Here is a 12,351-nt window from a genome sequence, read left to right on the forward strand (position 1 = left end):
CTAGTCACCTTCTTTCTACTTTTTCAAAATCGGAATTCAAATTTAATATTTCTGTTAATCCTGTAATATCAAATAATCTTTTTAACCTTTTAGATACACCGATAAACTCTAGTTTTCCATCATTTTTCTTAACTGCTTTTAATAAAGCTATAAAAACGCCTAAACCAGTACTATCCATATAATCTACGTTATGAAAATCTACTACAATATGAACCTCTTTTTCGCTTGTAATAGGCATTACCTTATTTTTTAAATCTGATGCCGTATACGCATCAATCTCACCATTAAGTTGTACCGTATAACCTACATCATTTTGCAAAATATTTATTGCCAAATTCATCATTTCCGCCCCCTTATCTCGAACTTTTACTATTTAATTACCCATAAAAATTAGTTTTAAACATATTTTTTTATTTTCATTATAAATAAATTTTCTACACCTTTCTCGGCTTAACACTTAAATCGTACTAATAAATGTTTAAAACTTATAATTTTGTGTATGTATAATGTATAAACATTATTTTTAGGGGGATCTATCTATGGAAGAGCACAACTTTAAAAAGGGAGATTTCGTTCAATTTTCTTATCGACACGATCATGCTACAAAATTAGTTGGTTCCATTATTAACATACTAACGAATACAATTGTAGTTGATATAAGTAATAGCGAGGACTTATCTCATATAGAACCAAGGCAAGTCGTAAGAATAAATAATTGTAAAAAGGTAACGATGGCTTAATACATAATAGAAAGTGTAATGTTAATGAGTGGGGGGTTCTTCATCCTCCACTCATTCCTATGTAAAATACATAAAAAAGCATCCAATTAAACTAATTTGGATGCTTTTTTATGTATTTTTATCAGTTCATTAACTTTATAACTATATATAATAAACTTAAGATTACTATTTATTATCATACTTACGCTTTCCGCAGCATTCTAGAGAAGAATGTAACGATTAAAATAAAGACGATTGCACCTAATAACGCTGGAAGAACAGAAATGCCTCCCCATTCAGGACCCCAATGACCAAATAACGCACTACCTACCCAAGATCCGATTAATCCGGCAATCACGTTACCAACTATACCTAACGGAAAGTCTTTTCCTGTAATCATTCCAGCTAACGCACCAATAAGTCCACCTACAATACACGTAATAATAAGTCCCACAATTAAACCTCCTATATTCGTTTTATATTGAATTCATCAAGCTTTAGTATGTAACTAAAGCTTGATGAACATATATTATTCTTTATTATCCAATTCATCACTTATCTTTTGTTTCACTTTTCCGACTTTTTCTTTTATCGTTCCCTTCGTTTTTTCCCACTTACCTTCATTTTTCAACTCTCTATCTTCTGTAACTTCACCAATTCCTTCTTTTACTTGTCCTTTTTTCTTTTCAACTTTACCTTTAACTTGTTCTTTTAGTCCGTTCTCACTCATATTTACAATCTCCTTTTCGTAATAGATTTATAGATTTAAAGGATACAAATTTAAATAGAATACATGCATCTTCTTTCTTGTAACCATTCACCGACTCTTTCTAAATCCTTAACGAATAACAAGATTTTCCCTTCATCCAGTTTTTCTTCATAAAAGTTCGCTTCTTCCTCATTAAGCCCTAACTCTTGCATTTTATTTCTTAACTGATCTCCTGTTTTTTGAAAGACGTTAATAATGCTTGTCCCAAGTCCCTCCTCTTTTATCCCAATTGTATTCACGTCTGCATTGTCCGCAATTCTATCTGTCCTATCTTTCTCATGCGTTAATACGTAAATATCTTTTTGGTCTATTCCTTTTTTCACGAGATCATTCGCCGCATTCATGACCTCTTTCTCCGTAATAAATTCATATACAAAAGGTTTACTATACTTCGTTTCCATCTTTAACTTCCTCCTTTAAAATGAATTATTTGTTATATTATATGTAGTACACCCATTTTCGAAATGTTAAACATAAAATATGAAAAAAGTTATGTGAATTTTGATTTTAATAGAGAATGAACATCATCATTTACCACTTTAAAACATCTTCTCCTTACAATAACTACCTAAATTAACAGAAAATTAGTATAATTAAACTTGAGGAGGGATACTATGAAAAAAATCATATCTATATGCGCTCTAACCGCTTTATCTTTCACTTTAATAGGTTGTACAAGTACCTCGGCTACAGATAAAGCTTCACAAGTTAAGCAAGAACATAAACAAAATACCTTTCAATTAAATTCTGCTAATATTACAGACATTGAAATACTGAAAACAACAAATCATACTACTTCCAAATCTCAAACAGACAACGAAAAAATGATACAATCTATCGTTTCAGCAGTCCAAAAAGGCACTCCTAAACAAATCACACTAGATCAAAAAAAGAGAGAATCTGCACATTCTACTATTACTGTTACATATAAAGATGACTCAAAAGAAGAATTTCTTGTGTGGGCTGATAATAAGGAGCAAATTTCGATTGCTAAAGATGAGAAGAAAGATAAGGTAGAAGGTGTGATAGTGAATATTAAAGATACTAAAATAATGAAGGATTTCTTTTAAAATTCTAATTAACGTTAAAAAAAAGTAGGATTACATCCTACTCTTTTTTTAATCATGCTCAATAAATAGACCTTTATAAAATCTATTTAAGGTCTAATTTTGCTAAATCATGTTGTAAAACATTGTTTCCTTCTTGTGGGTTAAATACGATTGCACTAAGACCAAAAACATTCGTAACAACATCTCTATCTTTCGGACGAATGATTCTTACTTCATAAGCAAAAAGTGCTGGAGGAAGAGCTGCTGAACGAAAAGTAACATATCGATTAGGTGGCAATGTTTGTGTTGAAGGGTCTATTAATGGTAACAATACCGGAGAACCAGATGACCAATCAAACATTTCAACTGTTACTCTACGAGTATCATCTGGATCAACATTCATAGCTTCAACAGTAAGAAATAACGTAGCGGAATGTCTACGTAATACACCCGTTGACAAAGTTTCATTGTGATGTTTATGACATCTTCCAGGAGGATGACCATAGCCATAGCTCATATCAATTCCCCCCTTTCATTTACAATTAAGGACAAGTATTCCTTATAATATATAATGCTAGTATTATTTTAATGAAAGGTATAAAAGCGGATTTCTATCTATTCGCTCTTAAAGAATAATATGGATTCCCCTGTTTTTCCTTTGAACTCCTGCTAAGAATAAATCTATTTTGAAAAGGACCTGCTCCATTTATTCGTAAAAAGCATAAAGTAAATGGAATCCGTTAAAACACATGAGTGAACCTTTGTTTTTCTCCTCCTATTTAAAGGAGGAACTGTTATGGGCTTTGGTGGTAGTTGTGGCGGCTGTGGCTTCGCTGGAGGATTTGCTTTATTAGTTGTATTGTTTATTTTATTAATCATCGTTGGAGCTGCTTGCTTCTGCTAAAAACTATCGAAAGGACACTCACGTGAGTGTCCTTTCTTCATGAAAAAAGCTCTACGCAATGTGCAGAGGTTCAAGTGTAACGAATACTTTAAAAATGTAGTATTACATTCCCCCTCCAAAATGAACTTCGATGCTATAAATTTCGTTTAAGTGCAATCTTAATATTTTAGTTTAATAGCAATATGGTGAAACTTTATTCCAAACAATATTGCTATTGCACCAAAGTAAAACAAACTGGACAACCTAGATTTCAAAAGGAAGACACCTTAAAGGTTGTCTTTTCTTTATAAGTAAAAAAAGCCCGCCTATTTCCGTAGGCGGGCTTTATCTTTATTACACAATATGAAAGTATACTCTCTTTTTCTTTGAAATTTTATGTAATTATACATATTCATGAAAATAGAAGAAGTGAAATTGTACGTTTAGATACAGTTTGGCAACAAACTAACTGTTTTCTTGTGCATTAATAGACAACTACTGCAAGAGTTATAGTTTTTATGTTTTCATTTCCTTTTTGCATTTCTCTTTTAATTAGACGAATGCTTTTTTTAGTACATAATAAAAAATATCCAGAAAAACTGTCACAAAATCCGTTTTTCTGGTTTCTCTATAATACAGGTATCAAATTGAAAGTGAGGTTTAAACGAACATGTTAACCATAGAAAATGAAGAAAGTCATGCTTCTGATATGACCTTTGAAGATTTATTTAAGCAGTACTATGCTTACGCTGTGAAACAAATCATCTGGATCGTTAAAGATCAATCTATCGCTGAAGAGTTAGCACAAGAAGTATTTTTACAATTATATCGTAGTGATTGGAAAGGGATTGAAAACATACCTGGATGGTTGATTAAATCTTCTACTTATGTAGCCTATAACCATTTTCGATCTGAAAAAAGGCAGCAAGCGAAGATTGATAAAGAAATACAATACCATGAAGTACAAAATGTTTCATCATTAGACGATGATTGGATAAGAAAAGAAGAAATTACAAAGGTCCAAACGATACTAAATAAAATGAATGATCGAGAACGAACCCTTTTACTAATGAAATTCTCTGGTTTTCAATATAAAGAAATTGCAGAAGTACTTCAAATTGAAATATCTTCTATTGGAACATTATTGGTCCGAGCCAAAATGAAATTTCGCAAGATTTATAAACAAATGGAGGAGGCATAACAAATGAAATGTTATGATATCGGGTTTATTCAAACATATATTGATGGAGAACTTTCTCATGATATAAGAAAGGAATTCACAAAACACCTAGATACATGTGAAGCATGCCAAGATTTATTAATAGAAATTAGTAAATTAAATCAATGGGAAAACGTAATGCTAGATGAAGAATCTGCAAATTCACCACAAGAAATCAAAATTGATATAGAACAAGCATGGAAAACATTTGAAAGTCGTTCCAAGTTAGACAATGTTTCTAATATAAATCACAAAAAACAACAAAAGAAGGGACTCTTTACAAACATGAGTAAAAAATCAAAACGTTTTATTTATACAGCAGTAGCTGCAGCAGCACTTTTCACAACAGCAATGATTCCACAAGTACAAGTGGCGGCTACAAATGTTGCTTCCTATTTTTCTAATGCAATTACAAATGATAAAGTTGTAAATGAAGGAATAAAAGATGAAAATGGTATCACACAAGATATGATGAAGAATGGTAAATATATTCCTATTGATGAAAAAATTACAGATCAAGGTATTACTGTACATCTCAAAGAAGTATTTATCGCAGATTCACGTATATCAGTTCATTATAGAATGGAAAAAGCGGACGGAAGTTTAGTACCATTTGAATTTGATACATCAGGATTAGATCTTGAGAGTGATGGTAAAATTGATGGGCAACAAGAGGAAAACCCTGAGATTAAAAATGACGGGAGACTATCATTTATCCATGATTCAGATGATTATCTTCCTTTTGAACTTATGGCAGCAGGTAAAAAGTTAGATAAAATAGGCATTCGTGATAATGATAGACCTGAAGGTGTTGCTACATTTGTTATAACTACTGAAGAAAAAGACGTTTTTAAACAGCCTCTTACTTTAGATGTAAATATAACTAGAATTGGAAAAATAATTGGATCTTGGAAAGCTCAAATTCCAATTGATACTTCACATTTGAAAAATAATACGAATTAACATGAAAAAAAGAATAGAACAATATGTATCTAATTCTCAGTTTATATGTTTCCTTGTTTTCGTTACATTTATTTCTTATATAGTTTTTATTTTATCTTTTATTTATGATTTAAGTTTATAACCTTAAATCAATCATTTAAAACCATTACAAGAAAAAGATCTCTAAAAAAGTGGGGAAATAAATAACCGATTTCTTAACGTATAAGGAATCGGTTATTTTGTATTTAAAATGCGTCTAAACGTACAATTTTCTTTTTTTGATATGGTGACCTCCAATACATCATTGTCCTTCTCTAAGCTCATATCTATTTTAAGAAGAGTCATTTACAAATTCAAAAAAACCCTCAAAGCATCTACTTTAAGGGGATTTCTCCTATCATCTTCTCTCTTCATACAATCGATTTGCTTTATACGAGCAAACGAAAAACATACATGTCGCAACGGGGATAAATGTCAAAAAAAGTCCTCTCATTAATGCAAATGGCGTTTCAAATAAGAATGACCATAGAAATGATACACCTTGCTTATCCCATAATCCTGGCGTCAAGTATAGTTCTTTCGGATTTACAAAGGCTCCTAAATTCATTGTATTACTATACATAAATAAAAATAATATCGGCAAATAACAAATCGCTAATTCTAAAAATGTTTTAGATAGACGCTTATACTTCCCTGCTCGTGACATTGGATCTGAAAAAATGTCATCTTCACTTTCTTCATCTACCTTTTTAAAATATTGCGTACCTGACCACCGATTACCAGCTATATGCTCCCAACCACTATCTTCAAATAATGTGCAGTAATTAATAAAATCACTTTTTCTACTAAATACTCTATGGTCTATTTTAATCGTCGCATCTTCCGGTTCTGTATATCTAAATGTATAACCAAATGTATTGCTTTCTAGTTGATAGCCTTTCCAAGCCATCTCTTCTAACCATTTTTCCTCTTTCTCAAAGTCTAAAAAGAATTTTAATCTCCACATCATCGTTTCCTCCTAACTATACGTGTAATAAACTTTTTGTAACCGCAATAATGTGCTGCATTCTCATAAAATCTAAATGCAATACTTCTTTCCCGCGTTCCGTAATGACATACACTTTTCTTCTTTTATCTTCACTTTTTACCGATTCTATTAACCCTTGTTTTAATAAATTTTCCACCGCACCATACAATGTACCCGCTGCGATTTTCACTTGATGATTACTCAGTTCCTCCACCTTTTGCATAATTAAATATCCATGAGCTGGCTCTAATAAAGCTAAAAGAACGTAATACGTTGTTTCCGTTAATGGTAAATTTTTATCTCTATTCATAAAGACCTCCAATGTAACGATAACTATATAGCTAAACTATATAGTTAAACTGTATAGTTTAATTTTATACAGTCAGACTGTATATGTCAAATGTAGGAATAACTTTATAACCCAAAACAAAAACTCTATCTTTTTAAAAGATAGCGTTTTTGTTTTACCCTTGCTTATTCTTCGCCTTCATTTGCTCTTCAAGAGATTTTTTTTCAGTTTCTAACACACTCATATCACTTTTCAACTTTTGCGTTTCTTCAAAATGTTCATCTACTAATTTATTATATTCTTTCTCAGAGTACATTTTTTCACTGGTTGATGTCGTTTTCTCTTTCGTAACAACTACATTAATAATTACAAATAAGGCTACAATTCCTATTAACACAGCGAAAATCTTCTTTTTATTCATGATTAATCCTCTAAAATGTAAAATTCCAAAAATTATCATAACAGACCAATTCGCTTTCACCTGTCATATTTTGTCGAATCAATATAATAAAAAAAGCATCTGAAACAGATGCTTTTTCTCATTCTTAATACGTAAACGTAATCGTCACTAAAGAATACCCTTCTTTCGCATTATACGACTCCGCTTTATAAGAAACACGGTTGGACCCTTGCGGATAACCGATTTCCCCAATTGCATTTTTCACATCTTGCAGCGCACCGTTCATTGATTGCTTATAAAGTACTTCTATCTTTTCTGGCTTTGCACTATAACGCTGCTGCATTTTATTTTTTAATTCAGTATAGTTATTTGCAATATATTCATTTCCTAGATAGTTTAACTTTGTATCTTTTAATATTTGCTGATATGCAGACGTTTTCGTACTACCTGCCGCAATTTTATTTGTCAGTGTACTATAATAATTTGTTGTAGCTTGCGGATAGTCTCCACGGTTCCACTCATGATTTCTTGCGATTTGTTCATCTGATAAATTGAAATACGAATACGTTACGCGGCCCTGCTCATCTGGAACCGGATCATCGAATGTTGTATCAAGGTGATACCATTTGTTTTCGATTTTCACTAAATTCCAAGCATGAGGTTGTCCGTCCCCAGTTCCTGTCACGAAATGATTTTCAATTCCTGCTTCTTTTAATAATTGATAAGTTAATAGTGCGTAACCTTGGCAAACCGCAGAACGATTTACAAGTGCTTCATATGCTGTGTAAGCTTTATAAGACGTATCATAAGAAACATGCTTTACTACGTAATCATGAATCGCCTTCACTTTTTCGTGATCATCCATTCCAACTTGAGTGATAGAAGAAACGATTGCTTTCGCTTGTTTCATGACATATTCCGTCTGTTCTTTCGTTTCACGATATGTAATCTTAAGCGTAAACGTATAATTTCCAGGTGATCCAGAAAGTCCATATGAAACATTCGATCTATTATTATTTGTATACTCATTTTTACTTGCCACTTCTTTATATGCGTTAAAAAGTGTATTCATCACTTCGTCTGTATTATTATTTTTCGTTTTATATGGCAGTGTAATATTTGTCTCGTATGTATTAATACGCTTTTGTACTTCCTCTTTAAACGCTGTTAATAATGCCGCATCTCCTGTATCTTTCACATCAGCATTTTTATACTTCAAAGTTTTATATAAAAACTGCGCATACTGTTCACGTGTTACTGTGCCATACGGTTCAAAATTCCCGTTCCCTGTGCCATCTGCGATTCCATTTGACTGCACCGCACTAATTGCATTTTCTGCCCAAAATGGATTTGGAACATCCTTAAAGGTATGTTTTTGTTTTGCCGCAAGATGGAAAGCATTCGTAAGAATTTGTGCCATTTCTGCACGATTCACAGAAGCTTTCGGTCTAAATTGGCCATTTTCATCACCTTTAAAAACTCCTAAATTTGTTAAAGTTAATACCTCTTCTGGGAACATTGTAGAACTTTGATTAATATCACCGTAAGGATTTTTAAACGTAGACCCATCCTTTAATACGTAACGAGTTCCATCATTACTAAACGAGCCGCCTTGTTTATTTGGTACTAACACTCGATAAATTAAAGCCGCAACTTGCTCCCTTGTCGCAACATCTCCAAAACCAAATATCCCATTTCCATAACCGGAAATAATATTTTTACTCGCTAAATCTTTAATCGCAGGATATGACCAATGTGATGTCGGCACATCAGAAAAAACACCCACTTCAGCAGCTTTTACATCGCTGCCATTTGTATATAACAACGCACCACCAATAAGTGATAATGATGTAATTGATTTTAATAGTTTTGTATACATAATGTCTTCTCCCAATACGCTCTCTATTTTTGTTGGTTTATGTCGAAAAATCTAAAAATATGACAAAATATATTATACAATTAAAACTTTTTAAGGGATATATTAAATTTTAAAATATGCAAAAATTCATATTGTTATAAGGATTCATAGTGATATTATGTTATTTTACTTGCGAATATATAAATAAAAAAACTCTCATCTGAGCGTTTCATCTATATACCTAATAATTACTTTTTTCTACACTTCGAACTCTTCTTCGGTAATAATCCTTTGATCTAACAACTCTTTATACTCCAATATTTCTTTAGCCCCACGACTCTCCATGCGTATATTGTATAACACTTTTTGTATTGACCTTTGATTGGTCCGTTGAAAGATTTACTCCATTTAGAAATAATTCTATTGAATTTTTCACCACTAGCCACAAAAATATCTTATAATCTTTATATAATAAACTACAGTATTAGGAGTAGATAAAATGCCAGTTACACTCGAACTTATTCTTTTCATTCTTATAGCAATTAGTGCTGTTGGCTATTTAATAAAAGAATTTCAAAAAACTAGGAAACGAACACTTGGAATTTCACTAGAATTTTTAGTTCTTTTCTGGTCAATATGGAGAATATCAACTCTCATAATCTAATTTATAAAACATGAATTCCTTCGAATGAAGTGAAACTCTAATCAGTGGGGGTTTTACGGGATAAATTTACCAGTATTTTCACCACAACATTCATGTTAAAATCCCTTGTGAGTACGACATAACTCGACCTTATGAAGCTCCGCAGCTTTTATCGCGGAGCTTTTTTTATTTAAATTAACGCTTTTGTTCACTTTTTTGATACATTTACGAAACATTCATATGTTACGTTATATAAGTCCTTTTTTAAATCATATTCATTCTAGTAAAAAGTCCTAGTCCCCCTAGGACTTTTTGCATTCAAATAATGAGTTGTCTTTTTTCTCAATAACCGAAACTATTTAACATGGTAAAATAATAATTGGACTGGCATCCAATACCATATTACAATGGAGCAAATCGCAAGAAGGCACCTTAGGGTGTCTTTTTTGTACATAAAAAAATCTCACCATCTTATAGAAACGATAAGCCCTTTAAAACAATAATTGCAACTATATTAATTTTACATTACATTAAGGTTAGAGAATGTTCTTATTTTAATAAAGTGCTAAATAGTAGGTGGAAAAATGGAATTTAACGATTTGGGTATTACCATTAAAGAACTTAGAATCAAAAAAAATATATCACAATCCGAATTATGTCATGGAATATGTTCACAAAGTCAAATTAGCAAGATTGAAAAAGGTATGATTTATCCATCTAGTATATTGTTATATCAATTATCAGAAAGACTTGGTATTGATCCGAATAACATATTTGCACTAACTCAAAACAAAAGATTAAAATATGTAGAAAATGTAAAATACGTAATAAAAGATTGCTTAAAGCAAAAACAATATAAAGAACTTTATGAAATAGTAAAAAAAGAGAAAAACTTAAATAATTTTCAAACAAAAGATGAGAAACAATTTCTAATATGGCATGAAGCAATTGCTGTATTTATGGTGGATAAATCAATAAAAACTGCTTTAGATTTTTTAAATAATGCATTAAAACTGACTTTAACTAATTCTGATTTTTTATCAGAAAGAGAAATAGATATTATGCAAACAATGGCTATATTTTATGCAGAAAATAAAGAATATGAAAAAAGTATTAATATATTCAAAAGATGTTTAACTAATTTTAATAAGTTAGATTTTCCTAAAGATAAAGAAATTAAATTAAAACTCATGTTAAATTTAGCAAAATGTTTCGACTTCACATACCAATATGAAGAGGCAATAAAGTACATTGATAAGGGTATCAAATTAGCAATTAATCTACATACTTTATACCTACTAGGTGAACTATTCTATTTAAAAGGTCAGTGTTTATTAAAAATGAAACAACATAATGTAGAAGATGTTATTTATAACTGGAAAAAAGCATTATTTATATTTGAACTAACAGAAAAAGAATATTATACAAAAGTGATACCAGATGAACTTATTGAATTACAAAATAAAAAACACTCATAATTTCATAAAAACTACTTACAAATCCTACAGAAAAAATCCTTATAGCTTTTAAACTTAGATCGATAATATTAAAATAATTTAAGCCGGCGGAAGGCACCTTTAGGTGTCTTTTCTTTATTTTTACAAGGACCTGCTCAATTAATTTTAAAAAACATAATAGGGAATATTGTTTTATTTATCTCGTTTTCATTCATGCTATATATAAAATTCGTTAATAAACCCACCTCAAATACTAGTTCCTTTTATAAGCCGTTTTTTTGATGTAGATGACATTATTCTCTATACAATAGAATGAATTATGGGAACATACTTAGCAATATATATCAAAAAATAATATTAAGAAAACCCCTCCACCTTAAGGTAGAAGGGATCTTCTAATTTCTATTTCAAACTACCCGAAATTTCCGTAAAGGTACCCTAAGCGCATGTGTATCTGCATATCCTAAACTTCTTTCACCAACTACCACTCCTCTGCCGAACGATCTTTCACCAATAGATTGTATGCCGTGAAGTGCTACTTGTAACATTTCAATTCAGATATACGACAGTAAAGAATACATCATCACAGTGTCAGCAAGCAAAAGTGTATTCTGCATTTCTGAAAACAGTAGATGGCAGATTATGACCTACTGAATCTGCTAAGAAAGAATATACAAGAACATCCTTAACATCCTCTTTATTTCCACTAATGATGACATCAAGGAAATCTTCTACTTGAAATTCTGGAGTAAATAACACAATCTTAGTTGTTCTGTTTGGTTCTAAAGAAACAAAAGTACGAGAGATTTCAACTAATTCATTTTGAGTTGGGAAAAAAGTGTTTCGACTTCTCTTAACAGTTACCGTTACATTACTAGTATGGCAACGTGAATCATTGTTTAACATAATGTTGAGAGCAGTTGGAATAATCCCATTTTCAGAGACTGGAACTCGAAACACTCCAGTAGATTTATGGGCCATATAATCAGATCCTTCCAAAATAAAATATATTTACAATATATTAAATGCAAAAAACGTTGATTTTGATATGGACAAATTATGTAATTAATATATTTATAATAACCCTCGGTATTAC

The 12,351-nt window shown here is 31.2% G+C and carries 15 protein-coding genes and 2 pseudogenes; 6 read left to right on the plus strand and 11 right to left on the minus strand.

What is annotated here, in order from left to right; translation table 11 throughout:
- Window positions 1-4: 4 nt before the first annotated feature.
- On the minus strand, window positions 5-343 hold the full coding sequence (gene rsbV / locus AB6801_RS29590) for an anti sigma b factor antagonist RsbV (RefSeq protein WP_048656404.1): 339 nt from the start codon (window positions 341-343) through the stop codon (window positions 5-7).
- Window positions 344-539: 196 nt separating this feature from the next.
- On the opposite strand from rsbV, the gene AB6801_RS29595 reads away from it, so the two are divergent.
- Window positions 540-740 carry a hypothetical protein gene (locus tag AB6801_RS29595; RefSeq protein ID WP_000391011.1) on the plus strand — a complete coding sequence of 67 codons (201 nt, stop codon included), beginning with the start codon at window positions 540-542 and terminating at the stop codon, window positions 738-740.
- 181 nt (window positions 741-921) lie between these two features.
- Here AB6801_RS29595 and AB6801_RS29600 read toward each other — a convergent pair whose 3' ends face one another.
- The 3 genes from AB6801_RS29600 to AB6801_RS29610 all read right to left on the minus strand — a co-directional run bounded on the left by AB6801_RS29600 (window position 922) and on the right by AB6801_RS29610 (window position 1,889).
- Window positions 922-1,173 (minus strand): GlsB/YeaQ/YmgE family stress response membrane protein, encoded by a 252-nt coding sequence (locus tag AB6801_RS29600; protein ID WP_097999509.1) that lies wholly within the window; start codon window positions 1,171-1,173, stop codon window positions 922-924.
- 75 nt (window positions 1,174-1,248) lie between these two features.
- The gene (locus AB6801_RS29605) at window positions 1,249-1,449 is read right to left on the minus strand and encodes a CsbD family protein (protein ID WP_001293468.1); all 201 of its coding nucleotides are present in this window, start codon (window positions 1,447-1,449) and stop codon (window positions 1,249-1,251) included.
- 50 nt (window positions 1,450-1,499) lie between these two features.
- Entirely contained in the window at window positions 1,500-1,889 is a 390-nt protein-coding gene (locus AB6801_RS29610; protein ID WP_000448802.1) for a YflT domain-containing protein, read from the minus strand.
- Window positions 1,890-2,102: 213 nt separating this feature from the next.
- On the opposite strand from AB6801_RS29610, the gene AB6801_RS29615 reads away from it, so the two are divergent.
- Complete coding sequence (locus AB6801_RS29615; RefSeq protein ID WP_097999510.1) at window positions 2,103-2,558, plus strand: hypothetical protein; 456 nt, start codon at window positions 2,103-2,105, stop codon at window positions 2,556-2,558.
- 82 nt (window positions 2,559-2,640) lie between these two features.
- Here the strand turns inward: AB6801_RS29615 and AB6801_RS29620 are convergent, their stop codons facing one another.
- A complete protein-coding gene (locus AB6801_RS29620) occupies window positions 2,641-3,054 on the minus strand; it encodes a hypothetical protein (RefSeq protein WP_000120204.1) in 414 nt (137 codons plus the stop codon).
- A 279-nt stretch (window positions 3,055-3,333) separates the two neighbouring features.
- Between AB6801_RS29620 and AB6801_RS29625 the strand changes: the two genes are divergently transcribed.
- The 3 genes from AB6801_RS29625 to AB6801_RS29635 all read left to right on the plus strand — a co-directional run bounded on the left by AB6801_RS29625 (window position 3,334) and on the right by AB6801_RS29635 (window position 5,602).
- Complete coding sequence (locus tag AB6801_RS29625) at window positions 3,334-3,441, plus strand: YjcZ family sporulation protein (protein WP_000505670.1); 108 nt, start codon at window positions 3,334-3,336, stop codon at window positions 3,439-3,441.
- A 649-nt stretch (window positions 3,442-4,090) separates the two neighbouring features.
- Window positions 4,091-4,621, plus strand: a complete 531-nt coding sequence (locus AB6801_RS29630; protein ID WP_000955505.1) for an RNA polymerase sigma factor SigX — start codon at window positions 4,091-4,093, stop codon at window positions 4,619-4,621.
- A 3-nt stretch (window positions 4,622-4,624) separates the two neighbouring features.
- Window positions 4,625-5,602 carry a DUF4179 domain-containing protein gene (locus AB6801_RS29635; RefSeq protein WP_097999511.1) on the plus strand — a complete coding sequence of 326 codons (978 nt, stop codon included), beginning with the start codon at window positions 4,625-4,627 and terminating at the stop codon, window positions 5,600-5,602.
- A 376-nt stretch (window positions 5,603-5,978) separates the two neighbouring features.
- Here AB6801_RS29635 and AB6801_RS29640 read toward each other — a convergent pair whose 3' ends face one another.
- From AB6801_RS29640 to AB6801_RS29655, 4 genes and pseudogenes are all read right to left on the minus strand, one after another.
- Entirely contained in the window at window positions 5,979-6,590 is a 612-nt protein-coding gene (locus tag AB6801_RS29640) for a DUF2812 domain-containing protein (RefSeq protein ID WP_002100804.1), read from the minus strand.
- 13 nt (window positions 6,591-6,603) lie between these two features.
- Entirely contained in the window at window positions 6,604-6,918 is a 315-nt protein-coding gene (locus AB6801_RS29645; RefSeq protein ID WP_001078063.1) for a PadR family transcriptional regulator, read from the minus strand.
- A gap of 175 nt (window positions 6,919-7,093) precedes the next feature.
- A pseudogene (locus tag AB6801_RS29650) lies at window positions 7,094-7,318 on the minus strand (hypothetical protein); the annotation flags it as partial.
- 124 nt (window positions 7,319-7,442) lie between these two features.
- Window positions 7,443-9,176, minus strand: coding sequence for an S-layer homology domain-containing protein (locus AB6801_RS29655; RefSeq protein ID WP_058839203.1), 1,734 nt, complete (start codon window positions 9,174-9,176; stop codon window positions 7,443-7,445).
- A 1,206-nt stretch (window positions 9,177-10,382) separates the two neighbouring features.
- On the opposite strand from AB6801_RS29655, the gene AB6801_RS29660 reads away from it, so the two are divergent.
- Window positions 10,383-11,276 (plus strand): helix-turn-helix domain-containing protein, encoded by an 894-nt coding sequence (locus AB6801_RS29660; RefSeq protein ID WP_097999512.1) that lies wholly within the window; start codon window positions 10,383-10,385, stop codon window positions 11,274-11,276.
- Between the two features lie 443 nt (window positions 11,277-11,719).
- Here AB6801_RS29660 and AB6801_RS29665 read toward each other — a convergent pair.
- Window positions 11,720-11,806: pseudogene (locus AB6801_RS29665) on the minus strand (dihydroxyacetone kinase, ATP-dependent); the annotation flags it as partial.
- 40 nt (window positions 11,807-11,846) lie between these two features.
- The gene (locus tag AB6801_RS29670; RefSeq protein WP_000940662.1) at window positions 11,847-12,236 is read right to left on the minus strand and encodes a hypothetical protein; all 390 of its coding nucleotides are present in this window, start codon (window positions 12,234-12,236) and stop codon (window positions 11,847-11,849) included.
- Window positions 12,237-12,351: the final 115 nt, after the last annotated feature.

Source organism: Bacillus sp. RCC_6_1, from assembly GCF_041360755.1.
GTDB classification, from domain to species: domain Bacteria; phylum Bacillota; class Bacilli; order Bacillales; family Bacillaceae_G; genus Bacillus_A; species Bacillus_A cereus.

What these genes read in the sequence shown, in the direction of transcription:
- AB6801_RS29605 (WP_001293468.1), bottom strand. Translation starts at nt 1,449, where the DNA reads ATGAGTGAGAACGGACTAAAAGAACAAGTTAAAGGTAAAGTTGAAAAG.
- rsbV (WP_048656404.1), bottom strand. Translation starts at nt 343, where the DNA reads ATGATGAATTTGGCAATAAATATTTTGCAAAATGATGTAGGTTATACG.
- AB6801_RS29625 (WP_000505670.1), top strand. Translation starts at nt 3,334, where the DNA reads ATGGGCTTTGGTGGTAGTTGTGGCGGCTGTGGCTTCGCTGGAGGATTT.
- AB6801_RS29640 (WP_002100804.1), bottom strand. Translation starts at nt 6,590, where the DNA reads ATGATGTGGAGATTAAAATTCTTTTTAGACTTTGAGAAAGAGGAAAAA.
- AB6801_RS29630 (WP_000955505.1), top strand. Translation starts at nt 4,091, where the DNA reads ATGTTAACCATAGAAAATGAAGAAAGTCATGCTTCTGATATGACCTTT.
- AB6801_RS29595 (WP_000391011.1), top strand. Translation starts at nt 540, where the DNA reads ATGGAAGAGCACAACTTTAAAAAGGGAGATTTCGTTCAATTTTCTTAT.
- AB6801_RS29670 (WP_000940662.1), bottom strand. Translation starts at nt 12,236, where the DNA reads ATGGCCCATAAATCTACTGGAGTGTTTCGAGTTCCAGTCTCTGAAAAT.
- AB6801_RS29620 (WP_000120204.1), bottom strand. Translation starts at nt 3,054, where the DNA reads ATGAGCTATGGCTATGGTCATCCTCCTGGAAGATGTCATAAACATCAC.
- AB6801_RS29660 (WP_097999512.1), top strand. Translation starts at nt 10,383, where the DNA reads ATGGAATTTAACGATTTGGGTATTACCATTAAAGAACTTAGAATCAAA.
- AB6801_RS29635 (WP_097999511.1), top strand. Translation starts at nt 4,625, where the DNA reads ATGAAATGTTATGATATCGGGTTTATTCAAACATATATTGATGGAGAA.
- AB6801_RS29610 (WP_000448802.1), bottom strand. Translation starts at nt 1,889, where the DNA reads ATGGAAACGAAGTATAGTAAACCTTTTGTATATGAATTTATTACGGAG.
- AB6801_RS29645 (WP_001078063.1), bottom strand. Translation starts at nt 6,918, where the DNA reads ATGAATAGAGATAAAAATTTACCATTAACGGAAACAACGTATTACGTT.
- AB6801_RS29655 (WP_058839203.1), bottom strand. Translation starts at nt 9,176, where the DNA reads ATGTATACAAAACTATTAAAATCAATTACATCATTATCACTTATTGGT.
- AB6801_RS29615 (WP_097999510.1), top strand. Translation starts at nt 2,103, where the DNA reads ATGAAAAAAATCATATCTATATGCGCTCTAACCGCTTTATCTTTCACT.